Annotated in this window: 26 protein-coding genes; 12 read left to right on the top strand and 14 right to left on the bottom strand. The window is 59.8% G+C overall.

Translation table 11 applies throughout. The features are described from left to right. Positions 1 to 80: 80 nt before the first annotated feature. Positions 81 to 839 (bottom strand): Nif3-like dinuclear metal center hexameric protein, encoded by a 759-nt coding sequence (locus BK660_RS23615; protein ID WP_123435323.1) that lies wholly within the window; start codon positions 837 to 839, stop codon positions 81 to 83. 102 nt (positions 840 to 941) lie between these two features. Between BK660_RS23615 and algW the strand changes: the two genes are divergently transcribed. Continuing rightward, positions 942 to 2102: a Do family serine endopeptidase AlgW gene (gene algW / locus BK660_RS23610; protein WP_027924545.1), complete on the top strand. Its 1161-nt coding sequence runs from the start codon at positions 942 to 944 to the stop codon at positions 2100 to 2102. A 123-nt stretch (positions 2103 to 2225) separates the two neighbouring features. Here the strand turns inward: algW and hisC are convergent, their stop codons facing one another. The 10 genes from hisC to BK660_RS23555 form a co-directional block, all read right to left on the bottom strand. Continuing rightward, positions 2226 to 3278: a histidinol-phosphate transaminase gene (gene hisC, locus BK660_RS23600; protein WP_123435322.1), complete on the bottom strand. Its 1053-nt coding sequence runs from the start codon at positions 3276 to 3278 to the stop codon at positions 2226 to 2228. A 2-nt stretch (positions 3279 to 3280) separates the two neighbouring features. Next, positions 3281 to 4606 carry a histidinol dehydrogenase gene (gene hisD / locus BK660_RS23595; RefSeq protein ID WP_123435321.1) on the bottom strand — a complete coding sequence of 442 codons (1326 nt, stop codon included), beginning with the start codon at positions 4604 to 4606 and terminating at the stop codon, positions 3281 to 3283. 125 nt (positions 4607 to 4731) lie between these two features. Further along, on the bottom strand, positions 4732 to 5367 hold the full coding sequence (hisG, locus tag BK660_RS23590) for an ATP phosphoribosyltransferase (RefSeq protein ID WP_007942738.1): 636 nt from the start codon (positions 5365 to 5367) through the stop codon (positions 4732 to 4734). A 126-nt stretch (positions 5368 to 5493) separates the two neighbouring features. Beyond that, complete coding sequence (gene murA / locus BK660_RS23585) at positions 5494 to 6759, bottom strand: UDP-N-acetylglucosamine 1-carboxyvinyltransferase (protein WP_027924542.1); 1266 nt, start codon at positions 6757 to 6759, stop codon at positions 5494 to 5496. A gap of 22 nt (positions 6760 to 6781) precedes the next feature. Continuing rightward, positions 6782 to 7021, bottom strand: coding sequence for a BolA family protein (locus BK660_RS23580; RefSeq protein ID WP_007912386.1), 240 nt, complete (start codon positions 7019 to 7021; stop codon positions 6782 to 6784). A gap of 113 nt (positions 7022 to 7134) precedes the next feature. After that, positions 7135 to 7440 (bottom strand): STAS domain-containing protein, encoded by a 306-nt coding sequence (locus BK660_RS23575; protein WP_123435320.1) that lies wholly within the window; start codon positions 7438 to 7440, stop codon positions 7135 to 7137. Beyond that, positions 7437 to 8078 carry an MlaC/ttg2D family ABC transporter substrate-binding protein gene (locus BK660_RS23570; RefSeq protein ID WP_123435319.1) on the bottom strand — a complete coding sequence of 214 codons (642 nt, stop codon included), beginning with the start codon at positions 8076 to 8078 and terminating at the stop codon, positions 7437 to 7439. The genes BK660_RS23575 and BK660_RS23570 overlap by 4 nt, the downstream gene beginning before the upstream one ends. Before the next feature lie 11 nt (positions 8079 to 8089). Continuing rightward, a complete protein-coding gene (gene mlaD / locus BK660_RS23565) occupies positions 8090 to 8557 on the bottom strand; it encodes an outer membrane lipid asymmetry maintenance protein MlaD (RefSeq protein ID WP_027924539.1) in 468 nt (155 codons plus the stop codon). Next, positions 8557 to 9354, bottom strand: a complete 798-nt coding sequence (mlaE, locus tag BK660_RS23560; RefSeq protein ID WP_123435318.1) for a lipid asymmetry maintenance ABC transporter permease subunit MlaE — start codon at positions 9352 to 9354, stop codon at positions 8557 to 8559. Before mlaE ends, mlaD begins: the two co-directional genes overlap by 1 nt. Further along, entirely contained in the window at positions 9354 to 10163 is an 810-nt protein-coding gene (locus BK660_RS23555; protein WP_007942749.1) for an ATP-binding cassette domain-containing protein, read from the bottom strand. Before BK660_RS23555 ends, mlaE begins: the two co-directional genes overlap by 1 nt. Before the next feature lie 277 nt (positions 10164 to 10440). Here BK660_RS23555 and BK660_RS23550 point away from each other — a divergent pair, with 277 nt between their 5' ends. The 10 genes from BK660_RS23550 (at position 10441) to BK660_RS23505 (ending at position 17467) form a co-directional block, all read left to right on the top strand. Continuing rightward, a complete protein-coding gene (locus BK660_RS23550) occupies positions 10441 to 11415 on the top strand; it encodes a KpsF/GutQ family sugar-phosphate isomerase (RefSeq protein ID WP_007942750.1) in 975 nt (324 codons plus the stop codon). Next, complete coding sequence (locus BK660_RS23545; RefSeq protein ID WP_123435317.1) at positions 11415 to 11939, top strand: KdsC family phosphatase; 525 nt, start codon at positions 11415 to 11417, stop codon at positions 11937 to 11939. Before BK660_RS23550 ends, BK660_RS23545 begins: the two co-directional genes overlap by 1 nt. Before the next feature lie 7 nt (positions 11940 to 11946). After that, complete coding sequence (lptC, locus tag BK660_RS23540) at positions 11947 to 12519, top strand: LPS export ABC transporter periplasmic protein LptC (RefSeq protein ID WP_123435316.1); 573 nt, start codon at positions 11947 to 11949, stop codon at positions 12517 to 12519. Further along, positions 12506 to 13054, top strand: a complete 549-nt coding sequence (gene lptA, locus BK660_RS23535) for a lipopolysaccharide transport periplasmic protein LptA (protein WP_027924533.1) — start codon at positions 12506 to 12508, stop codon at positions 13052 to 13054. The genes lptC and lptA overlap by 14 nt, the downstream gene beginning before the upstream one ends. Then, entirely contained in the window at positions 13054 to 13779 is a 726-nt protein-coding gene (gene lptB / locus BK660_RS23530) for an LPS export ABC transporter ATP-binding protein (protein WP_123435315.1), read from the top strand. Before lptA ends, lptB begins: the two co-directional genes overlap by 1 nt. A gap of 183 nt (positions 13780 to 13962) precedes the next feature. Beyond that, positions 13963 to 15456 carry an RNA polymerase factor sigma-54 gene (locus BK660_RS23525; RefSeq protein ID WP_032828652.1) on the top strand — a complete coding sequence of 498 codons (1494 nt, stop codon included), beginning with the start codon at positions 13963 to 13965 and terminating at the stop codon, positions 15454 to 15456. 74 nt (positions 15457 to 15530) lie between these two features. Then, on the top strand, positions 15531 to 15839 hold the full coding sequence (gene hpf / locus BK660_RS23520; RefSeq protein WP_007941242.1) for a ribosome hibernation-promoting factor, HPF/YfiA family: 309 nt from the start codon (positions 15531 to 15533) through the stop codon (positions 15837 to 15839). Between the two features lie 12 nt (positions 15840 to 15851). Further along, complete coding sequence (gene ptsN / locus BK660_RS23515; protein ID WP_123435314.1) at positions 15852 to 16316, top strand: PTS IIA-like nitrogen regulatory protein PtsN; 465 nt, start codon at positions 15852 to 15854, stop codon at positions 16314 to 16316. 2 nt (positions 16317 to 16318) lie between these two features. Next, positions 16319 to 17176 (top strand): RNase adapter RapZ, encoded by an 858-nt coding sequence (gene rapZ, locus BK660_RS23510; RefSeq protein WP_123435313.1) that lies wholly within the window; start codon positions 16319 to 16321, stop codon positions 17174 to 17176. A 15-nt stretch (positions 17177 to 17191) separates the two neighbouring features. Continuing rightward, entirely contained in the window at positions 17192 to 17467 is a 276-nt protein-coding gene (locus tag BK660_RS23505; protein WP_123435312.1) for an HPr family phosphocarrier protein, read from the top strand. An 87-nt stretch (positions 17468 to 17554) separates the two neighbouring features. Here the strand turns inward: BK660_RS23505 and pmbA are convergent, their stop codons facing one another. Continuing rightward, positions 17555 to 18901: a metalloprotease PmbA gene (gene pmbA, locus BK660_RS23500; protein ID WP_123435311.1), complete on the bottom strand. Its 1347-nt coding sequence runs from the start codon at positions 18899 to 18901 to the stop codon at positions 17555 to 17557. A gap of 107 nt (positions 18902 to 19008) precedes the next feature. Here pmbA and yjgA point away from each other — a divergent pair, with 107 nt between their 5' ends. Further along, positions 19009 to 19533 (top strand): ribosome biogenesis factor YjgA, encoded by a 525-nt coding sequence (gene yjgA / locus BK660_RS23495; protein ID WP_033058015.1) that lies wholly within the window; start codon positions 19009 to 19011, stop codon positions 19531 to 19533. Between the two features lie 50 nt (positions 19534 to 19583). On the opposite strand, the gene tldD is transcribed toward yjgA, so the two are convergent. Both tldD and BK660_RS23485 read right to left on the bottom strand, forming a co-directional pair. Further along, positions 19584 to 21026 carry a metalloprotease TldD gene (gene tldD / locus BK660_RS23490; protein ID WP_123435310.1) on the bottom strand — a complete coding sequence of 481 codons (1443 nt, stop codon included), beginning with the start codon at positions 21024 to 21026 and terminating at the stop codon, positions 19584 to 19586. 18 nt (positions 21027 to 21044) lie between these two features. After that, a complete protein-coding gene (locus BK660_RS23485) occupies positions 21045 to 21893 on the bottom strand; it encodes a carbon-nitrogen hydrolase family protein (protein WP_123435309.1) in 849 nt (282 codons plus the stop codon).

Raw genomic sequence — 21893 nt, 5'->3', positions numbered from 1 at the left:
CTAGATCGAAAGGGTATATGAATATACCCCCTCGTTTGGGCGCCAGAGACCCATGCCATTCACAGAATTTGCACATCCCCTCAAATAGGATTGGGGCAATCAATGAAGATATGTTCGAGGGCAAACCGGCGCGCCAGATAATCACCCAGTGCCTGAACACCATAACGCTCAGTGGCATGATGACCGGCAGCGATGAAGCTGATGTCGTTTTCCCGAGCGCTGTGGAAGGTTTGCTCGGAGGCTTCACCGCTGAGGTACAGGTCGACACCGGCCAACACCGCCTGATCGATGTAGCCCTGACCGCCGCCCGTGCACCAACCGACCCGGCGAATCATCTCGCTGCCTTCGACCAGCAGCGGCTCGCGACCCATGACTTCCTGGACGCGACGGGCGAAATCACGCGGCGTCATCGGTTCGCTCAACGAACCGACCAGGCCGACAACTTTAGAATTGTCCGGATCCAGCGGACCTTCGACGGTGATGTCGAGCTGACGTGCCAGTTGCACGTTGTTGCCGACGTCCGGGTGCAGGTCCAGTGGCAAGTGATAAGACAGCAGGCTGATATCGTGTTTGAGCAAGGTCTTCAATCGACGCTGCTTCATGCCGGTGATGCACGGGTTCTCGCCTTTCCAGAAATAACCGTGATGCACCAGCACCAGATCGGCCTCGGCTTCGACCGCAGCGTCCAGCAGTGCCTGGCTCGCAGTGACGCCACTGACGATGCGCATCACTTGCGGCCGGCCCTCGACCTGCAAGCCGTTGGGGCAATAATCGGCAATTTTGGCACTGGAGAGGTAACGGTCGGCTTCTTCGACCAGGGTGCTCAGGGCGACGGCCATAAAAGACTCCTAAATATCCCGTTCAGAGGCGCGCGTGGCCTCGTATAATGCGCGACATTATGGGCGGTCTCATACCGCCTGCAACCTTTCAGGAAGTGCTTAATGCTCAAGGCGCTGCGTTTTTCCGGCTGGCCGCTGTTGGCCGGCGTGCTTATCGCTCTTTTGATAATTCAGCGTTACCCGCAGTGGGTCGGGCTTCCGAGCCTCGATGTGAACTTGCAGCAAGCACCGCAAACCACCAGCGTGCAACAGGGCCCGGTGTCCTATGCCGACGCCGTGGTCATTGCCGCACCTGCGGTGGTCAACCTGTACACCACCAAGGTCATCAACAAACCGAATCATCCGCTGTTCGAAGACCCGCAGTTCCGGCGTTTCTTCGGTGACAATTCGCCCAAGCAGAAGCGCATGGAATCGAGCCTGGGTTCCGGCGTGATCATGAGCCCGGAAGGTTACATCCTGACCAACAACCACGTGACCACCGGTGCCGACCAGATTGTCGTGGCGCTCAAGGATGGCCGTGAGACCCTGGCCCGCGTGATCGGCAGCGACCCGGAAACCGACCTCGCAGTATTGAAGATCGACCTGAAAACCCTGCCGGCCATCACCATCGGCCGTTCCGACAACATCCGCATCGGCGACGTGGCGCTGGCCATCGGCAACCCCTTCGGTGTCGGCCAGACCGTGACCATGGGCATCATCAGCGCCACCGGGCGCAATCAGCTGGGCCTGAACAACTACGAAGATTTCATCCAGACCGACGCCGCCATCAACCCCGGCAACTCCGGCGGTGCGCTGGTGGACGCCAATGGCAACCTGACCGGCATCAACACCGCGATTTTCTCCAAGTCCGGCGGCTCGCAAGGTATCGGTTTTGCGATTCCGGTCAAGCTGGCGATGGAAGTGATGAAGTCGATCATCGAACACGGCCAGGTGATTCGCGGCTGGCTGGGCATTGAAGTGCAGCCGTTGAGCCAGGAACTGGCGGAGTCGTTCGGTCTGTCGGGACGTCCGGGGATTGTGGTCGCGGGGATTTTCCGAGACGGTCCGGCGCAGAAGGCCGGCCTGCAATTGGGCGATGTGATCCTCAGCATTGACGGCGAACCGGCCGGCGATGGTCGCCGCTCGATGAACCAGGTCGCGCGGATCAAGCCGACGGACAAGGTCACGGTTCAGGTGATGCGCAATGGCAAGGAGCTCAAGCTCACGGCCGAGATCGGCCTGCGCCCGCCACCGGCACCGGTCAAAGAGAAAGAAGAAGAGTAAATAGACACCCCAAATCCCTTGTAGGAGTGAGCCTGCTCGCGATAGCGGTCTAACATTCAACATTGATACTGAATGTCATGACCCCATCGCGAGCAGGCTCGCTCCCACAGGGTTAGTGGTGGTTTAGAGGTCGCCGAGGCCGTCGATCAGCGCCTGATTCTGCTCAGGTGTGCCGATGGAGATCCGCAGGAACTGGGCAATCCGTTCCTGCTTGAAGTGCCGAACGATCACGCCTTGCTCACGCAACTTCGCCGCCAGCCCTGCCGCATCGTGCTGGGGATGACGGGCAAAAATGAAGTTCGCTGCCGACGGCAACACCTCAAATCCTTTCGCCTGCAGTTGCCCGACTACCTTGTCGCGACTCTCGATCACCAGCTGACAGGTCTTGTCGAAGTACTCGCGATCCTCGAACGCCGCCGCAGCCCCGACAATCGCCAGACGGTCCAGCGGATAAGAGTTGAAGCTGTTCTTGATCCGCTCCAGCGCCTCGATCAAGTCCGGATGCCCCACTGCCAGGCCAACCCGCAGACCGGCCAGTGAACGGGATTTGGACAGAGTCTGAGTCACCAGCAGGTTTGGATAACGGTCCACCAACGTGATCGCCGTCTCACCGCCGAAGTCGATGTAGGCCTCATCCACCACGACCACTGAATCCGGGCTGGCCTTGAGAATCTGCTCAACGGCGTCCAGCGCCAGCAGGCAACCGGTCGGTGCGTTCGGATTCGGGAAGATGATCCCGCCGTTCGGTTTGGCGTAGTCGGCCGGGTTGATCTGGAACTGCTCGTCCAGCGGCACGGCATCGAACTTGATGCCATATAACCCGCAGTAAACCGGATAGAAGCTGTAGCTGATGTCCGGGAACAGCAGCGGCTGATCGTGTTGCAGCAAACCGTGGAAGATATGCGCCAGGACTTCATCGGAACCGTTGCCGAGGAACACCTGGTTGCCTTGCACGCCGTAGTACCTGGCAACAGCCTGTTTGAGCAGGTCGCTGTTCGGGTCCGGGTACAAACGCAGGTTGTCGTTCAGTTCGGTCTGCATCGCCGCCAAGGCTTTAGGCGATGGGCCGTACGGGTTTTCGTTGGTGTTGAGCTTCACCAGTTTCGTCAGTTTCGGCTGCTCGCCCGGCACGTAAGGCACCAGGCTCTTGACGAAGGGGCTCCAGAATTTACTCATCTTCAGTTCCCCTGCTTGTCAGCAATGATGCGGTATTCGGCGCTGCGGGCATGGGCGGTCAGCGACTCGCCTCGGGCCAATACGGAAGCGGTCTTGCCCAACTCGGACGCACCTTGCTCGGAGCAGAAGATGATCGACGAGCGTTTCTGGAAGTCGTACACACCCAGCGGCGAGGAGAATCGCGCGGTGCCAGACGTCGGCAACACGTGGTTCGGACCGGCGCAGTAGTCGCCCAAGGCTTCGGAGGTGTGACGGCCCATGAAGATCGCGCCCGCGTGACGGATTTGCGGCAACCAGGCCTGCGGATCAGCGACCGACAACTCAAGGTGTTCCGGCGCGATGCGGTTGGCCACTTCGATGGCTTGCTCCATGTCGCGGACCTTGATCAGCGCACCACGGCCATTGATCGAGGTTTCGATGATCTCGGCGCGCTCCATGGTTGGCAGCAGCTTGGCGATGCTCGCGGCGACTTTGTCGAGGAACTCAGCGTCCGGGCTGACCAGAATCGCCTGGGCGTCTTCATCGTGCTCGGCCTGGGAGAACAGGTCCATGGCGATCCAGTCCGGATCGGTCTGGCCGTCGCACACCACGAGAATCTCGGACGGACCGGCGATCATGTCGATACCGACCTGACCAAACACATGACGCTTGGCGGTGGCGACATAGATGTTGCCCGGGCCCACCACTTTATCGACCTTCGGCACGCTTTCAGTGCCGTAAGCCAGCGCGGCAACCGCTTGGGCACCGCCGATGGTGAACACCCGGTCCACGCCGGCAATGCAGGCCGCGGCCAGCACCAGCTCGTTGATTTCACCGCGCGGGGTCGGCACCACCATGACCACTTCGGTCACGCCCGCCACTTTGGCCGGGATCGCGTTCATCAGCACCGAGGACGGGTACGACGCTTTGCCGCCCGGCACATACAGACCGGCGCGATCCAGCGGCGTGACCTTCTGGCCCAGCACCGTGCCGTCGGCTTCGGTGTAGCTCCAGGAATCCTGTTTCTGCTTTTCGTGGTAGCTGCGCACGCGGGCCGCGGCTTTTTCCAGGGCTTCGCGTTGCGGCACGGTGATCCGGGTCAGGGCCAGTTCCAGACGCTCGCGCGGCAGGATCAGGTCGGCCATCGAGGCGACTTCGAGGCCATCGAACTTCTGGGTGAATTCCACCAGCGCCGCATCGCCACGCTCACGCACGGCTTTGATGATGTCCAGCACCCGCTGATTGACCGAGTCGTCAGACACACTTTCCCAGCTCAGCAGATGATCCAGATGATGTGCGAAATCCGGGTCAGCAGCGTTGAGTCGGCGAATTGCAGTCGGTGCGGTCATAGCGAGAGCCTCATAGGAATGGCAAAAACTCAGGTGCCCTAACTTAGCAGTCGTTTCCGCTTGGGCACCTGAGATTCTGGCTATGAGGCGGATAGACGGGCGCGACTTAACGTCGCGCAGGTGAATCAGCCGCGGTGTCGAGACTCCACTGCCTTGCGCAGGGTGTCGATCAACGCCTGGATACGGGCGTGCTGCATTTTCATCGAAGCTTTGTTGACGATCAGCCGGGAGCTGATGTCGGCAATGAAATCCTGGGGTTCCAGGCCATTGGCGCGCAGGGTGTTGCCGGTGTCGACCACGTCGATGATCTTGTCGGCCAGACCGATCAGCGGCGCCAGTTCCATCGAGCCGTACAGCTTGATGATATCGACCTGACGACCCTGCTCGGCGTAGTAACGCTTGGCAACGTTGACGAACTTGGTGGCGACCCGCAGGCGGCCTTTTGGCTCGACATCGCCGACACGGCCGGCGGTCATCAGCTTGCACAGGGCAATGCGCAGGTCCAGAGGCTCGTACAGGCCCTGGCCGCCATATTCCATCAGCACATCTTTACCGGCGACGCCGAGGTCCGCGGCACCATGCTCGACATAGGTCGGAACGTCGGTGGCGCGCACGATCAGCAGACGTACGTCAGGCTGGGTCGTGGGAATGATCAGCTTGCGGCTCTTGTCCGGATTCTCGGTCGGCACGATGCCCGCTTCAGCCAGAAGCGGCAGGGTGTCGTCAAGGATGCGGCCCTTGGACAGTGCGATGGTCAACATGGGAAACGTCAGTCCTTATCAAGGTACTCATGCCCGGTCGCAAACGGCGCCGGACACACATCGAGCCGGAAACCGGCTCGACTTCAACAATTCAACGGGCATGTCCTTATGCCCATGCAGCAACAACTAGCCCGGAACGCGACGGATCTTGGCGCCGAGCATCTGCAGTTTCTCTTCGATGCACTCGTAACCACGGTCGATGTGGTAGATGCGGTCGATCAGGGTGTCGCCTTCAGCGATCAACGCCGAGATCACCAGGCTGGCCGAAGCACGCAGGTCGGTGGCCATGACTGGCGCGCCTTTGAGCGTCTCGGTGCCGGTAACGATGGCAGTGTTGCCTTCGACCTGGATCTTGGCGCCCATGCGGTGCAGTTCGTAAACGTGCATGAAGCGGTTTTCGAAGATCGTCTCGATCACAGCGCCCGTGCCTTCGGCAATGGCGTTGAGGGAGATGAACTGCGCTTGCATGTCGGTCGGGAACGCCGGGTATGGAGCGGTCCGCACGTTGACGGCTTTTGGCCGCTTGCCGTGCATGTTCAGCTCGATCCAGTCTTCGCCGCAGGTTATTTCGGCACCCGACTCGCGGAGTTTTTCCAGAACGGCTTCGAGGATGGTCGGATCAGTGTCCTTGACCTTCACACGACCGCCGGTCACGGCAGCCGCCACCAGGTAGGTGCCGGTTTCGATGCGGTCAGGCATCACTTTGTACGTGGTCGGGTGCAGACGCTCAACGCCATCAATGGTGATGGTGTCGGTGCCGGCGCCAGTGATCTTGGCGCCCATGGCGATCAGGAAGTTCGCCAGGTCGATGACTTCAGGCTCACGAGCAGCGTTCTGCAACACGCTGCGGCCCTTGGCCAGAGCGGCCGCCATCATGATGTTTTCGGTACCGGTCACGCTGACGGTGTCGAAGAAGAAGTGCGCGCCGCGCAGGCCACCTTCAGGCGCCTTGGCCTTGATGTAGCCGCCTTCGACGTCGATGACCGCGCCCATGGCTTCGAGGCCACGGATGTGCAGGTCAACCGGACGCGAACCGATGGCGCAACCGCCAGGCAGTGCGACTTCGGCTTCACCGAAACGGGCAACCATCGGGCCCAGCACCAGGATCGATGCACGCATGGTTTTAACCAGTTCGTACGGTGCGATCAGGGTCTTGATGGTGCGCGGGTCGATTTCGACGCTAAGTTTCTCGTCGATCACCGGCTCGATGCCCATGCGGCCGAACAGCTCGATCATCGTGGTGATGTCGTGCAGGTGCGGCAGGTTGGCCACGGTCACCGGGCCATCACACAGCAGGGTGGCAGCCAGGATCGGCAGGGCAGAGTTCTTTGCCCCGGAAATGCGGATTTCGCCATCAAGACGAACGCCACCGGTAATAATCAATTTATCCATAAGAATCTCGACGCCCTTGGGCTCAGGTGCGCTCGGCCCAGGCCGCGCTGCTGAAAAATTTCATAGTGACCGCATGGATGCTGCCATCGGTGATCCATGGGTTCAAATGGGCATAGATCTGCTGCTGACGCTTCACCGGGCTCAACGCCGCCAGTTCATCGCTAATCACGTTCAGCTGGAAATTGCAGCCTTCGCCCTCAACTTCTACCAACGTTCCGGGCAGCTTTCCTTCAAGGAAGCTCTTCACTTCTACGGCCTGCATGCTCAACCTCAATCGGCGCCCTGTGCGCACGGGTCGGACATCATACAAAAAAGCCCCGCGCCTGCGAACCCCGCTAAGCAGGACTCTGACGGGGGGCTTCCTTATAGATGCGGTCAGGGGTGCGCCAACAGCTCGGTCAATTCGCTGACCTGAGCGATTTCACGCATGTCTTCGGGCATCCCGCGGATGCTCAGCGCCTTGCCGGCCGCCTCTGCATCACGCATGAAGCACAGCAGCAGCGACAAGCCGACGCTGCTGGATTTCAACACTGCCGAGCAGTCGACCACCAGTTCAGTCGCGGTGCTGGACTTGATCAACGCCTGCCCCTGCTTGCGCAGACCCGGGCCGGTGCGATAGTCCAGCATGCCACTCAACCGCAGTTCGCCGGATTCGCTCATGCGAATGGCCGACACACTCATTGGGTTGACTTCTCGGTCGATGCCTTGGCTTTGGCGACTTCCCCGGCCCAACCGTTGATGGTCTTGTCCAGGTCGTTGCCATTGCGCTGCATCGCATCGGCGAACTGATCACGGAACAGCTTGCCGATGTTGATGCCATTGATGATGACGTTGCGCAGTTTCCACTCGCCATTGATTTTTTCCAGCGTGTAAGACACTGGATAGATCGCGCCGTTACTGCCTTTGACGGTCATGCCAACGCTGGTGCGATCGCCTGACTCGTCTTTGGCCGGGTCAACGGTGATGCCCTGGTTGTTGTACTCGAGCAACGCATTGCCATAAAACTGGAACAGGCCCTTCTTGAAGTTTTCTTCGAAGGTTTTCATCTGTGCCGGCGTGGCTTTGCGTGAGTACTTGACCGTCATGATGCTCTTGGAGATGCCTTCGGCATCCACCACAGGTCCGACGATGGTGTTCAGCGCCGTGTAGAAATCCTGCGGGTCCTGCTTGTACTTCTCTTTGTTGGCCGACAGATCGGCCAGCATCCGGTTGGTGGTGTCCTGAACCAGATCGTGCGCGGAAGGCGCCGCCACGGCGTTAGCCATCAACGGCAGTGCCGCGAGTACTACCAACAGGCCACGTCGCAAGGTAGAGATCATTCAAAAGCTCCTCATTTGGCGTCTTTGCTAACGGTATTGAGCAGGAATTTACCGATCAGGTCCTCGAGCACCAGCGACGACTGGGTGTCGTGGATGGTCCCGCCATCCTTGAGCAAGGCTTCTTCGCCGCCCACGCTGATACCGATGTACTTCTCGCCCAACAGGCCAGCGGTGAGGATAGATGCAGTGGAGTCAGTCGGCAGGTTATCTACGCGCTTTTCCAGTTGCATGGTCACCCGGCCGGTGAAGCTGTCGCGGTCCAGATCGATCGCCGTGACCTTGCCGATGGTCACACCGGCCATGGTCACTTTAGCTCTGACCGTCAAACCGGCGATATTGTCGAAGTACGCATAAAGTTTATACGTGTCAGTGCTCGGGCTCGGGGACAGACCACTCACCCGCAACGCCAGCAGCAATAAAGCCAGGATGCCAGCCAGCAAGAAAAGGCCGACACCGATTTCCAGGGTGCGGTTTTGCATCAGAAATCTCCAAACATCAAGGCGGTCAGAATAAAGTCCAGGCCGAGTACAGCCAGAGAGGCATACACCACGGTCTTGGTAGTGGCACGACTGATTCCCTCGGAAGTGGGCTCACAGTCATAGCCTTGGAATACGGCGATCCAGGTCACGACGAAGGCGAAGACGATGCTTTTGATGATGCCATTGAGCACATCATCAGTGAACGTCACGCTGTTTTGCATGTTTGACCAGTACGAACCTTCATACACACCGAGCCAGTCGACGGCCACCCACGAACCGCCCCAGATGCCCACCACGCTGAAAATCATCGCCAGCACCGGCAGGGAAATGAAGCCGGCCCACAGGCGCGGGGCAACGATATATTTGAGCGGGTCGACACCAATCATTTCCAGACTGGACAACTGTTCGGTGGATTTCATGTTGCCGATTTCCGCCGTCAGCGCAGAACCCGCACGCCCGGCAAACAGCAACGCCGTCACTACAGGCCCCAGTTCACGCAGCAGCGTCAGCGCAACCATCTGCCCGACAGCCTGTTCCGAGCCGTAGCTGGACAGGATGTTGAAGCCTTGCAGCGCCAGCACCATCCCGATGAACACGCCGGAGACGACAATGATCACCAGGGACATCACGCCCACTGAATGGAGCTGCTTGACCAGCAAGCCAAAGCCGCCACCGATGCCACCGCGACCGAGCAAGGCATGAAACAGGAAGATCGTCGAACGACCGAACACCGCCAGCACGTCGATGGCGGCATGACCAAACCGGCGCACACGTTCTATTAATGAAATCTTGCGCATCAACGCTTCCCCAGAAGATCTGCGCGGTAATCCGTCGCTGGAAAGTGGTACGCGACCGGACCGTCGGGCTCGCCGGTCATGAATTGACGGATCCGTGGCTCCTGCGAGTTCATCAGTTCCTCGGGAGTCCCCTGCCCCAGCACCTGGCCTTCGCCGACGACATAGATGTAGTCGGCGATGCTCGCGGTTTCGGCCAGATCGTGGGAGACCACGATACTGGTGATACCCAGTGCGTCGTTGAGCAGGCGGATCAGGCGCACCAGTACGCCCATGGCAATGGGGTCCTGGCCGACAAAGGGCTCGTCGTACATGAGGATCTGCGGATCGAGGGCAATTGCCCGGGCCAACGCAACACGACGCTTCATGCCGCCGGACAACTCGTCAGGCATCAGGTCGATGGCGCCACGCAAGCCCACGGCCTGCAATTTAAGCAGGACGATGTCGCGGATCATTTCTTCGGGCAGCTCGGTATGAACGCGCAGCGGGAACGCGACGTTCTCGAACACATCGAGGTCGGTGAACAGGGCGCCGCTCTGGAACAGCACCCCCATGTGCTTGCGCGCATCGAACAGATCACTGCGCGACAACTTGGGCAGGTTCTGGCCGTTGACCCAGACTTCGCCCTTTGTTGGACGCAATTGTGCGCCCATCAATCGCAACAGCGTGGTTTTGCCACACCCGGAAGGCCCCATGATGCCGGTGACCTTGCCGCGCGGGATACGGATATCGACGTTATTGAAAATGCTGCGCGTACCGCGCTTGAAGGACAGTCCCTTCAGCTCGACCGCGTAGGCGTTATCGGCACTCATCTAAACTCCTTGCGATGCAGCCTCTCACTCGGACGCCTGGCTCTCTGACGAAAGCACATACCTCCCCGGGCAGGCCGAACTGGCGGCGAACTATATCACTGCAAAGGCCTGGCGCCCAAGGCCCAAGCCCGACCATGTTCAGTAACATGACAGGCAAAAAGCCTCGTTTAGAGGGGATTCGGTTACAGGGAATGACAAAGCGTGACGAACTAGCGTGAGGGTTTTGATCATTACCGCTATAATCGCCGCCTTTTCATCAGGCTATACGATTTCTGACATGAGCCAATCCAGCGACCTGATTCAATCAGCACAACGCACCATCCGCCTCGAACTGGAAGCCGTAGAAGGCTTGCTGCCCCACATCGACGCTGATTTCGTACGCGCTTGCGAGATGATTCTGGCCAGTAAAGGCCGCGTGGTGGTAGTCGGCATGGGTAAATCCGGGCACATCGGCAACAAGATCGCCGCCACCCTGGCCAGCACCGGCACCACGGCTTTTTTCGTGCACCCGGCCGAAGCCAGCCATGGCGACATGGGCATGATCACGCGGGACGACATCATCCTGGCCCTGTCGAACTCCGGTTCCACCAACGAAATCGTGACCCTGCTGCCCCTGATCAAGCGCCTGGGCATTCAGTTGATCAGCGTGACCGGCAACCCGGATTCTCCGCTGGCCAAGGCTGCCGAGGTCAACCTCAACGTTCACGTCGAACACGAGGCCTGCCCGCTGAACCTGGCACCGACTTCCTCCACCACCGCCGCCTTGGTGATGGGCGACGCCCTCGCCGTTGCGTTGCTGGAAGCGCGCGGCTTTACCGCTGAAGACTTCGCCTTTTCCCACCCCGGTGGTGCACTGGGCCGACGTCTGCTGCTGAAAGTGGAAAACGTCATGCACGCAGGGCAAGAGTTGCCGCAGGTTCAACGCGGCACGTTACTCAAGGACGCCTTGATGGAAATGACCCGAAAGGGTCTGGGCATGACGGTCATTCTGGAAGCCGACGGCAAACTGGCAGGGATCTTCACTGACGGTGACCTGCGCCGCACACTGGATCGCAGCATCGACATCCACAGCGCCACCATTGACCAGGTCATGACCGCTCACGGCAAGACCGCCCGCGCCGAAATGCTCGCCGCCGAAGCCCTGAAAATCATGGAAGACCACAAAATCAATGCGCTGGTCGTGGTCGACAGCGAAGACCGTCCGGTCGGCGCCTTGAACATGCACGACTTGCTGCGTGCAGGAGTAATGTAATGAGTGCGGACCTGCTGCAACGCGGCAAACAGATCAAACTCGCGGTGTTCGACGTCGACGGCGTACTGACTGACGGACGCCTGTACTTCCTCGAAGACGGCAGTGAGTTCAAGACGTTCAATACCCTCGACGGTCAAGGCATCAAGATGTTGATGGCGGCGGGCGTACAGACGGCTATCATCAGCGGGCGCAAGACCCCGGTGGTCGAACGACGAGCGAAAAACCTCGGTATCCCGCACCTTTATCAAGGTCGCGAGGACAAACTGGTGGTACTGGACGAACTTCTGGCCCAACTCAACCTAAGCTATGAACAAGTGGCCTACCTCGGTGACGACCTGCCGGACCTGCCGGTGATTCGCCGCGTCGGCCTGGGCATGGCGGTAGCCAACGCTGCCAGTTTCGTGCGTGAAAACGCCCATGGCATTACCGTCGCCCGTGGTGGCGAGGGTGCCGCTCGCGAGTTCTGCGAATTGATCCTGCGCGCCCAGGGCCGCCTTGATGCGGCTAACGCCGCGTACCTGTGAGCCCATTATGCTGAGCAAAAAGTTTCGTAACATCCTGTTGTTCGGTTGCATCGCGGCGCTGTTCGCCGCGGTCGGCTACTGGAACATCAGCCCGGAACGCTTCCTCGACAAGACAGTTGCACCTGTCGACGAAAGCGCGATCGACTATTACGCACTCAACGCCCACAGCGTGCAGTACCTGCCGGATGGCAAGTTGCAGTACGAAATGACGTCCGACAAGGTCGAACACCTGAAAGTGTCCGAGGTCACGTTGCTGACCAACCCCGACCTGAACATGTTCCGCGGCACCCAGTTTCCCTGGCACGTCCAGAGCGAACGCGGGGAAGTCAATCCGGACGGCACTCAGGTCGAGCTGATCGATTCGGTACGCATTACCCGTTTCGACGAAAAAAACCGCAAGACCCTGATTACCACCACCCGTATGACTGTGTTCCCCAAGGACCAATATGCGCAGACCGACCAACCCGTTAGAATCGACGGCGCTGGCGGTGTATCGACAGGCAACGGAATGAAAGCGTACTTGAAAGAAAGCAGGATACACCTGCTATCTAACGTAAGAGGACAGTATGAGGCTCGTTAAAACCCTCCCTATTTTGCTCAGTCTGGGCGCAGCACTGGGAAGCGTGAGCGCCTGGGCTCTGCCGAACGATCAAGAGCAGCCAATCCGCATTCAGGCCGACGATGCCCAACTGGACGACAAGAATGGCGTTGCCACCTATAAAGGTGACGTGATCATTACCCAGGGCTCGATGATCGTTAAGGGCAACACCGTGACCATCACTCGTACGCCGGCTGGCGACATCGACGTGGTGACCTCGGTGGGCAACCTCGCCTACTTCGAGCAACTGCAGACCGCCGGCGACACCAAGCCCGTGCAGGGCTGGGGCGTGACGATCCAGTACCACGCTGCGCAAAACCGCGTCGTGCTGATCGACAAGGCAAAGGTTGTCGACAAGGACAACAACACCACCCAGGGCGAGAAAATCGTCTACGACACCGTCAAGAAGCTTGCAAGCGCTGGCCGTGCGACAGGCAACAAGGTCACCGAGGCGCGTCCACGCATCGACATGGTGATCCAGCCGAAGAAGAAAACCGACGAGCAGAAGGCCCAGTAATGGCAACTCTGAAAGCTCAGCATCTGGCCAAGAGCTACAAGAGCCGCCAGGTCGTGCGCGACGTCAGCCTGTCGATCGACAGCGGTCAAATCGTCGGCCTGCTGGGTCCCAATGGCGCCGGCAAGACCACCTGCTTCTACATGATCGTCGGCCTGGTACAGGCGGATCAGGGCCGTGTACTGATCGACGATCTGGACGTCAGCCACCAGCCCATGCACGGGCGTGCAAAGTCCGGTATCGGCTATCTGCCGCAAGAAGCATCGATCTTCCGCAAACTCTCGGTGGCCGACAACATCATGGCGATCCTCGAGACCCGCAAGGAACTCGACAAGGCCGGACGTCGCAAAGAGCTGGAAAGCCTGCTGCAGGAATTCCACATCAGCCACATCCGCGACAACCTCGGCATGAGCCTGTCCGGTGGTGAACGCCGCCGCGTGGAAATCGCTCGCGCACTGGCCACCAACCCGAAATTCATCCTGCTCGACGAACCTTTCGCCGGCGTGGACCCGATTTCGGTCGGCGACATCAAGCAGATCATCTACCACCTCAAAGCCAAGGGCATTGGCGTGCTGATCACTGACCACAACGTCCGTGAAACCCTGGATATCTGCGAAACCGCCTACATCGTCAACGATGGCCAGCTGATCGCCGAAGGCGACTCCGCCACTATCCTGGCCAACGACCTGGTGAAAGAAGTCTACCTGGGCCATGAGTTCCGCCTGTAAGCGTTGAGGTGTCTGGCTAGTCGACTGAGCGCTTTGGGCGATAAAAATCAACAGGTTTTTATTGTTACAGCGCTCTAGGCAAACACTTCAGTTTCAGGCATATAATTTGCTTATGTTTGGCGCTCCGGCGCCCTGTAGTGGATGGCGCATGTGCGCCGGCGAATAAGGTGTTAAGCCCCTGCCATGAAACCATCGCTAGTCTTGAGAATGGGCCAGCAGCTGACGATGACACCGCAGCTGCAACAGGCTATCCGCCTGCTCCAATTGTCGACCCTGGACCTGCAACAGGAAATCCAGGAGGCGCTGGAGTCCAATCCGATGCTCGAACGCCAGGAAGAAGGCGACGACTTCGATAACGCCGACCCCTTGGCCGACAAAGCCGAACAGCAACCCAATGCCGATGTTTCGGAACCCTCTTACCAGGAAACCGCCCCGACGGTGGACAACCTCGAGGAAGGCGACTGGAACGAGCGCATTCCCAACGAACTGCCCGTCGACACGGCCTGGGAAGACGTCTACCAGACCAGCGCCAGCAGCCTGCCGAGCAACGATGACGACGAATGGGACTTCACCACTCGCACTTCGGCTGGCGAGAGCCTGCAAAGCCACCTGCTCTGGCAACTGAACCTGGCACCGATGTCCGACACTGATCGCCTGATCGCTGTGACCCTGATCGACTGCATCAACAATCAGGGTTACCTGGATGAAACCCTCGAGGAGATCCTCGAAGCGTTCGATCCGGAACTGGACATCGAACTGGACGAAATCGAAGCCGTCCTGCACCGCATCCAGCAATTTGAACCGGCCGGCATCGGCGCGCGTAACCTGGGCGAATGCCTGCTGCTGCAATTGCGCCAATTGCCCGCCAAGACGCCTTGGCTGGCCGAAGCCAAGCGACTGGTCACCGACTACATCGATTTGCTCGGCAGTCGCGACTACAGCCAGCTGATGCGCCGCATGAAGCTCAAGGAAGATGAACTGCGCCAGGTCATCGAACTGGTCCAGAGCCTCAACCCGCGCCCCGGTTCGCAGATCGAATCCAGCGAAGCCGAGTACGTCGTTCCCGACGTGATCGTGCGCAAGGATAACGAACGCTGGTTGGTGGAACTGAACCAGGAATCGGTACCAAGGCTGCGGGTCAACGCCCAATACGCCGGGTTTGTCCGTCGCGCCGATACCAGCGCGGATAACACCTTCATGCGCAATCAGCTGCAAGAGGCTCGCTGGTTCATCAAGAGCCTGCAAAGCCGCAATGAAACGCTAATGAAAGTTGCCACCCAGATCGTCGAGCATCAGCGCGGCTTCCTGGAATACGGCGACGAAGCCATGAAGCCGCTGGTCCTGCATGACATCGCCGAAGCGGTAGGCATGCACGAATCGACGATTTCACGGGTGACTACGCAAAAATTCATGCATACCCCTCGGGGTATTTATGAGCTGAAATACTTTTTTTCCAGTCACGTCAGCACCTCCGAAGGCGGCGAATGCTCGTCCACGGCGATCCGCGCGATCATCAAAAAACTGGTTGCCGCGGAAAATCAGAAAAAGCCGTTGAGTGACAGCAAGATCGCTGGTTTACTGGAGGCACAAGGCATTCAGGTGGCTCGCCGCACCGTCGCCAAGTACCGCGAATCCCTGGGAATCGCGCCTTCGAGCGAACGCAAGCGGTTGATGTAGAGCCACGCCACAGCGTTCCAGTGGTAGATCATCTGATCTACCGCTTTATGCACTGGCAACGAAGGAGAAGCTGTATGCAAGTCAACATCAGTGGACACCAACTGGAAGTGACCGAACCCCTGCGCACCTACATCGGCGAAAAACTCGAACGATTAGAGCGGCATTTCGACAAGATCACCAACGTGCAGGTCACGATGACGGTCGAGAAGCTGAAGCAGAAAATCGAAGCCACCCTGCATATTCCCGGCAATGAAGTGGTCGCCAACGCGGAACATACCGATATGTACGCGGCGATCGACGCACTGACCGACAAGCTGGATAAACAACTCAAAAAGCATAAGGAAAAGACCCAGAGCCTCCTCCAGGGTGCGACCGGTCGTTAACACTCCCAACCCATGATCCGACTTGAAAACATCCTGACCCCCGGCCGTTCCCTCGTGAACGTGCCGGGCGGCAGTAAAAAGAAAGCCCTCGAACAAATTGCCAACCTGATCGCCCGGGAAGTGCCGGATCTGGAGATGCAAGATGTCTTCGAGGCTTTGATTGCCCGTGAAAAACTCGGCTCGACCGGTTTTGGTAACGGCATCGCCATCCCCCACTGCCGTCTGAAGGGTTGCGAGTCGCCCATCAGCGCCTTGATGCACCTCGACGCCCCTATTGATTTCGACGCTATCGACGGCGCTCCGGTTGACTTGCTGTTCGTACTGCTGGTCCCGCAAGCCGCTACCGATGCGCACCTTGAACTGCTCCGTCAGATCGCCAGCATGCTCGATCGCAAGGAAGTCCGTGATCGTCTTCGCAGCGCCCCGAGCAACGAAGCCTTGTATCAGGTTGTCCTGGACGAGCAAAACGGTCCGTAACCATGCGCTTGATCATTGTCAGTGGCCGTTCCGGCTCAGGTAAAAGCACCGTACTCGATGTTCTCGAGGACAACGGCTACTACTGCATCGACAACCTGCCCGCCGGCCTGCTGCCGGAACTCGCCGAACGCGCACTGATTCATACTGAACTGGCACAGCCGCTGGTCGCCGTGTCCATCGATGCGCGTAACCTGCCGAGCCACCTGTCACGCTTCCCCGAACTGCTCGAAGAAGTCCGTAGCCGGCATATCAAGTGCGATGTGCTGTACCTGGACGCCGACGAAGAAACCTTGCTCAAGCGTTTTTCCGAAACCCGTCGTCGTCACCCGTTGAGCACCGCCAACCGTTCATTAGCCGAGGCGATCGAGGACGAAAGCAATCTGCTGGGTCCGATCGTCGATCTGGCCGACCTCAAGATCAACACCACGAATCTGAACCTGTACCAGTTACGCGACACCATCAAGCTGCGCCTGCTGAACCAGCCGGAAGCCGGTACTGCCTTTCTGGTCGAGTCGTTCGGATTCAAGCGTGGCATGCCGGTGGACGCGGACCTGGTGTTCGACGTGCGTTGCCTGCCCAACCCTTACTGGAAGCCGGAGCTGCGTGCGCAGTCCGGGCTCGATCAACCGGTGGCCGACTACCTCGCCGCTCAACCGGACGTCGAAGAAATGTTCCAGGACATATCGTCGTATCTGCTCAAGTGGCTGCCGCGCTTTGCCGCCAGCAACCGTGCTTATGTCACCATTGCCATTGGCTGCACCGGCGGGCATCACCGCTCCGTCTACCTGACCGAACGTCTGGGCCAGGTTCTGCAACAATCCCTGAAGAACGTCCAGGTCCGCCACCGCGACCTCAGCTAAAGGATTCACACCGCGATGCCTGCTCTGGAAATCGAAATCATCAACAAGCTGGGCCTGCATGCCCGTGCTTCTGCAAAATTCGTTGGGGTTGCCGGCGAGTTCAAGGATTGCACGATCCGGGTCGGGCGCACGCCGGAATCCACAGTCGATGGCAAAAGCATCATGGCCATGATGATGCTCGCTGCGGGCAAAGGCACCAAAATCTATATCAGCACCGAAGGCGAAGACGCGCAAAGGGCCCTGGATGCGTTGAAGGACTTGATCGACCGTTATTTCGACGAAGGCGAGTAAACGCCAGTCCAGACCAAAGCCGCACATCCCGATAAAAAAAGGCGCACCACCCAATCAGGTGGCGCGCCTTTTTTGTGACAAGCGAGTTTAGCTGCCCGCCACCGTCATGCGCTCGATCAGCACCGAACCGGTGCGAATGTTGCTGCGCAACTCAAGGTCATTACCGACCGCAACAATCTGCTTGAACATGTCACGCATGTTGCCGGCGATGGTCACTTCCTGCACGGCGAACTGGATTTCGCCGTTCTCGACCCAGTAACCCGCCGCACCCCGGGAGTAATCGCCAGTGACCATGTTCAGGCCCTGACCCATCAGCTCCGTGACCAGCAGGCCACGGCCCATGCGACGCAGCAAGGCAGCCTGGTCTTCATCGCCGTGGGTAACGAACAGGTTATGCACGCCGCCAGCGTTGGCGGTGCTCGGCATGCCGAGTTTGCGCCCCGAGTACGTGCCGAGAATGTACGAAACCAGCTCACCCTTTTCGACGAACGGTTTGGCGTAAGTCGCCAAGCCATCGCCATCGAACGCCGAACTGCCCATGGCGCGCATCAAGTGCGGACGCTCGTCGATGGTCAACCACTCCGGGAACAGCTTCTGACCCAGCGTGCCTTCGAGGAACGACGATTTGCGGTACAAACTGCCGCCGGAAATCGCCGACAGGAAGCTGCCGAACAAACCACCCGCCAGCTCGGCGGAAAACAGCACCGGCACCTCGCAGGTCGGCACCGGACGCGCGCCCAGACGGCTCGCCGCCCGTTGCGCGGCACGCTGGCCGATGCTCACCGGGTCGGCCAGCAAATTGCCCTGACGGTTCACGTCGTACCAGTAATCACGCTGCATCTGGCCATCAGCCTCGGCGATCATCACGCAGCTCAGGCTGTGGCGGGTCGACGCGTAACCACCGATAAACCCGTGGCTGTTGCCGTACACCCGGCAACCCTGATGGGTGCTGAGGGTGGTGCCATCGGCATTCTTGATCCGGCTGTCGGTGGCAAACGCAGCGGCTTCGCAGGCCAGCGCTTGTTCGATGGCTTGTTCCGGGGTGATATCCCATTCGTGGAACAGGTCGAAATCCTGCAGATCGCGAGCCATCAGCGCGGCATCCGCCAGGCCCGAGGCTTCGTCTTCCGAGGTGTGCTTGGCGATGGCCAGCGCCGCCGCGACGGTTTCGCGAATGGCCTCAGGACCGCTCGCCGAGGTACTGGCCGAGCCTTTGCGCTGGCCGACGTACAAGGTGATGCCAAAGCCCTGATCACGGTTGAATTCGACGGTTTCGACCTCGCGCTGACGCACCGACGTGGACAGGCCCTGCTCCAGGGACACAGCGACTTCGCAGGCGCTGGCGCCCTGACGCTTGGCTTCAGCGATGATCTGCTCGACTTGTTCTTGCAGTGCCGGCAACGCTTGTGGGCCGACGCTTTCAACTGCACTCATGCTGTTCTCCACTCAAATTCTGCTTTCGGTAAGGCCTTCGAGCGACCGGGCCGGACAAGCGGCCCCCGACTGGTTATCATGGCGGCGTTTCTTTGCGGACGGCCACCATGGTTGATTCTTACGACGACTCCCTCGATACGGGAGAAAAAAGCAAATCCCAGGTTAAACGCGAGCTTCATGCTCTGGTTGACCTTGGCGAGCGCCTTACAACACTCAAGCCTGACTTGCTGGCAAAACTGCCGTTGACCGACGCCATGCGCCGGGCCCTGGCTGATGCGCCCAAGCACACCGCGAATATCGCGCGTAAACGGCACCTTATGTTCATCGGCAAACTGATGCGCGATCAGGACACTGACGCCATTCTGACCTTGCTCGATCAACTCGATGCCTCCACCCGGCAGTACAACGAACGTTTCCATGGCCTGGAACGCTGGCGCGATCGCTTGATCGCGGGCGACGATGCGGTCCTGGAGAAGTTCGTGGTCGACTACCCGGAGGCTGATCGCCAGCAATTGCGCTCCCTGATCCGTCAGGCCCAGCACGAACTGGCGACCAACAAGCCACCGGCATCGAGCCGTAAAATCTTCAAGTACATCCGTGAGCTGGACGAGACTCAACGCGGTCTGCGTTAAGTCCCTTCTCGGGTGAGCCGCACGCGGTTCACCCGAAGCTCCATCCCTGCTTACGATCCTGTGCCACCCACAGTGATCGCATCAATTTTCAGCGTTGGCTGGCCGACACCCACCGGCACCGACTGCCCATCCTTGCCACACGTCCCCACGCCGCTGTCCAGCGCCAGATCGTTACCGACCATCGACACCTTGCTCATGGCTTCCGGGCCGTTGCCGATCAACGTCGCGCCTTTGACCGGGGCGGTAATCTTGCCGTCTTCGATCAGGTACGCCTCGCTGGTGGAGAACACGAATTTACCGCTGGTGATGTCCACCTGGCCACCGCCGAGGTTGGCGCAGTAGATGCCGCGTTTCACCGAGGCGATGATTTCCGCCGGATCGCTTTCGCCCGCCAGCATGTAGGTGTTGGTCATGCGCGGCATCGGCAGGTGCGCGTAGGATTCGCGACGACCGTTACCGGTACGGGCCACGCCCATCAGGCGCGCGTTGAGCTTGTCCTGCATGTAGCCTTTAAGTACGCCGTTTTCGATCAACGTGGTGCACTCGGTCGGGGTGCCTTCGTCGTCGACGCTCAGGGAGCCGCGACGGCCGGCCAGCGTGCCGTCATCGACGATGGTGCACAGCTTGGAGGCAACCATTTCGCCCATGCGCCCGCTGTAGGCCGAACTGCCCTTGCGGTTGAAGTCGCCTTCCAGACCGTGGCCGACCGCTTCGTGCAGCAGCACGCCGGACCAGCCGGAACCCAACACCACCGGCAACGTGCCAGCCGGCGCCGGAATGGCCTCAAGGTTGACCAGTGCCTGACGCAACGCTTCACGGGCGTAGCCCATGGCGCGGTCATCACTGAGGAAATAGCGGTAATCGGTACGCCCGCCACCGCCATGACCACCGCGCTCGCGGCGACCGTTTTGTTCGACGATCACGCTCACGTTGAAGCGCACCAGCGGCCGTACATCGGCGGCCAGGCTGCCGTCGGTGGAAGCAACGAGGATGCGCTCCCAGACACCGGCCATGCTCACAGTCACTTGCTGAATGCGTGGATCGAGGGCGCGGGTGGCCGCATCGATGCGCTTGAGCAGTTCGACTTTCTCGGCGCGGGAGATCACTTCCAGCGGGTTGTCCGGCCCATACAACTGGGCGACGTCCTGGGTGGTGAAAGCCTGCACCGTGCCGTTCTGCCCGGCGCGGGAGATCGAACGCGCGGCACGGGCCGCGGCACCCAGGGCTTCCAGGGTGATGGCATTGCTGTAGGCAAAACCGGTTTTTTCACCCGATTGCGCACGCACGCCGACGCCTTGGTCGAGGTTGAAGCTGCCTTCCTTGACGATCCCGTCTTCCAGCGCCCAGGACTCGGAAATCTGCCCCTGGAAATACAGGTCGGCGGCATCAATGCCCGGGCCGGCCAGATCACCGAGCACACCTTGCAGGCTCTCGATCGTTACGCCGCCGGGCGCCAGGAGGTGTTCACTGACTGAGGACAACAACTCGCTCATATGCTTTACGCCTTAAATTCATAGTTCTGAGGCAGGTCGCTGAGCGCCCTGCGAGAAAAAGCGCCGGTGACTGGACACCGGCATCCGCGCCCTGATGGACGCTTGTTCGCTGCTATCGCGTTCGGCCAGCAGCACGGCCTCGCCTTGATCCTGTTGTGCCAGCACCCGGCCCCAGGGGTCGACGATTGCGGCATGCCCCCAGGTTTCTCGCGGCCCCGGATGCGTTCCACCCTGAGCGGCCGCCAGCACATAACATTGAGTCTCGATAGCCCGGGCGCGAATCAGCACATCCCAATGCGCCGCGCCGGTCACCGCCGTAAACGCCGACGGCGCGGTAATCAATTGCGCCCCGGCAGCCCGTAATTCGCTGTACAGCTCCGGGAAGCGCAGGTCGTAACACACCGTCAGGCCGACTCGACCGACCGGCGTATCCGCAACCACCACGCCACTGCCATAAGCATAGTCATCGGACTCGCGATAACGCCCGCGATTGTCCGCCACGTCCACATCAAACAAGTGCAGCTTGTCGTAGCGCGCTACCGTTTCGCCATGATCGTTCACCAACAACGAGCAGGCATGCACCTTCGCCGTCGGTTGATCCACCGGCGGCAGCGGCAATGTGCCGGCCACTATCCATAACTTGAGGTCGAGGGCGGTCTGTTTCAACCATGGCAGGATCGGGCCATCACCCAACGCCTCGGCGCGGCCGATGTCGGCGATGTCGCGACGGCCCATGGCGGCGAAGTTTTCCGGCAGCACGGCGAGTTGCGCACCGCCGGCCGCTGCCTGCTCAAGCAGCCGGCGGGCCTGGGCCAGGTTGGCCAGCACATCGCTCTGGCTGACCATTTGAATCACCGCTACTGACAT

The organism is Pseudomonas brassicacearum, from assembly GCF_003732265.1.
Taxonomy (GTDB): Bacteria; Pseudomonadota; Gammaproteobacteria; order Pseudomonadales; family Pseudomonadaceae; genus Aquipseudomonas; species Aquipseudomonas brassicacearum_D.
The sequence above is the reverse complement of the archived record's forward strand: the minus strand, read 5'-3'. Positions and strand labels throughout refer to the sequence as shown.

Bases quoted from the DNA above. Each gene is read 5' to 3' on its own strand.
- hisC (WP_123435322.1), bottom strand. From the start codon at position 3,278: ATGAGTAAATTCTGGAGCCCCTTCGTCAAGAGCCTGGTGCCTTACGTG.
- rapZ (WP_123435313.1), top strand. From the start codon at position 16,319: ATGCGCTTGATCATTGTCAGTGGCCGTTCCGGCTCAGGTAAAAGCACC.
- mlaD (WP_027924539.1), bottom strand. From the start codon at position 8,557: ATGCAAAACCGCACCCTGGAAATCGGTGTCGGCCTTTTCTTGCTGGCT.
- BK660_RS23545 (WP_123435317.1), top strand. From the start codon at position 11,415: ATGAGTGCGGACCTGCTGCAACGCGGCAAACAGATCAAACTCGCGGTG.
- tldD (WP_123435310.1), bottom strand. From the start codon at position 21,026: ATGAGCGAGTTGTTGTCCTCAGTCAGTGAACACCTCCTGGCGCCCGGC.
- BK660_RS23550 (WP_007942750.1), top strand. From the start codon at position 10,441: ATGAGCCAATCCAGCGACCTGATTCAATCAGCACAACGCACCATCCGC.
- algW (WP_027924545.1), top strand. From the start codon at position 942: ATGCTCAAGGCGCTGCGTTTTTCCGGCTGGCCGCTGTTGGCCGGCGTG.
- mlaE (WP_123435318.1), bottom strand. From the start codon at position 9,354: ATGCGCAAGATTTCATTAATAGAACGTGTGCGCCGGTTTGGTCATGCC.
- pmbA (WP_123435311.1), bottom strand. From the start codon at position 18,901: ATGAGTGCAGTTGAAAGCGTCGGCCCACAAGCGTTGCCGGCACTGCAA.
- BK660_RS23580 (WP_007912386.1), bottom strand. From the start codon at position 7,021: ATGCAGGCCGTAGAAGTGAAGAGCTTCCTTGAAGGAAAGCTGCCCGGA.
- BK660_RS23575 (WP_123435320.1), bottom strand. From the start codon at position 7,440: ATGAGTGTGTCGGCCATTCGCATGAGCGAATCCGGCGAACTGCGGTTG.
- lptC (WP_123435316.1), top strand. From the start codon at position 11,947: ATGCTGAGCAAAAAGTTTCGTAACATCCTGTTGTTCGGTTGCATCGCG.
- BK660_RS23525 (WP_032828652.1), top strand. From the start codon at position 13,963: ATGAAACCATCGCTAGTCTTGAGAATGGGCCAGCAGCTGACGATGACA.
- hpf (WP_007941242.1), top strand. From the start codon at position 15,531: ATGCAAGTCAACATCAGTGGACACCAACTGGAAGTGACCGAACCCCTG.
- hisG (WP_007942738.1), bottom strand. From the start codon at position 5,367: ATGTTGACCATCGCACTGTCCAAGGGCCGCATCCTTGACGACACCCTG.
- yjgA (WP_033058015.1), top strand. From the start codon at position 19,009: ATGGTTGATTCTTACGACGACTCCCTCGATACGGGAGAAAAAAGCAAA.
- lptA (WP_027924533.1), top strand. From the start codon at position 12,506: ATGAGGCTCGTTAAAACCCTCCCTATTTTGCTCAGTCTGGGCGCAGCA.
- BK660_RS23505 (WP_123435312.1), top strand. From the start codon at position 17,192: ATGCCTGCTCTGGAAATCGAAATCATCAACAAGCTGGGCCTGCATGCC.
- BK660_RS23555 (WP_007942749.1), bottom strand. From the start codon at position 10,163: ATGAGTGCCGATAACGCCTACGCGGTCGAGCTGAAGGGACTGTCCTTC.
- BK660_RS23615 (WP_123435323.1), bottom strand. From the start codon at position 839: ATGGCCGTCGCCCTGAGCACCCTGGTCGAAGAAGCCGACCGTTACCTC.
- murA (WP_027924542.1), bottom strand. From the start codon at position 6,759: ATGGATAAATTGATTATTACCGGTGGCGTTCGTCTTGATGGCGAAATC.
- ptsN (WP_123435314.1), top strand. From the start codon at position 15,852: ATGATCCGACTTGAAAACATCCTGACCCCCGGCCGTTCCCTCGTGAAC.
- lptB (WP_123435315.1), top strand. From the start codon at position 13,054: ATGGCAACTCTGAAAGCTCAGCATCTGGCCAAGAGCTACAAGAGCCGC.
- BK660_RS23570 (WP_123435319.1), bottom strand. From the start codon at position 8,078: ATGATCTCTACCTTGCGACGTGGCCTGTTGGTAGTACTCGCGGCACTG.
- hisD (WP_123435321.1), bottom strand. From the start codon at position 4,606: ATGACCGCACCGACTGCAATTCGCCGACTCAACGCTGCTGACCCGGAT.
- BK660_RS23485 (WP_123435309.1), bottom strand. From the start codon at position 21,893: ATGTCAGTAGCGGTGATTCAAATGGTCAGCCAGAGCGATGTGCTGGCC.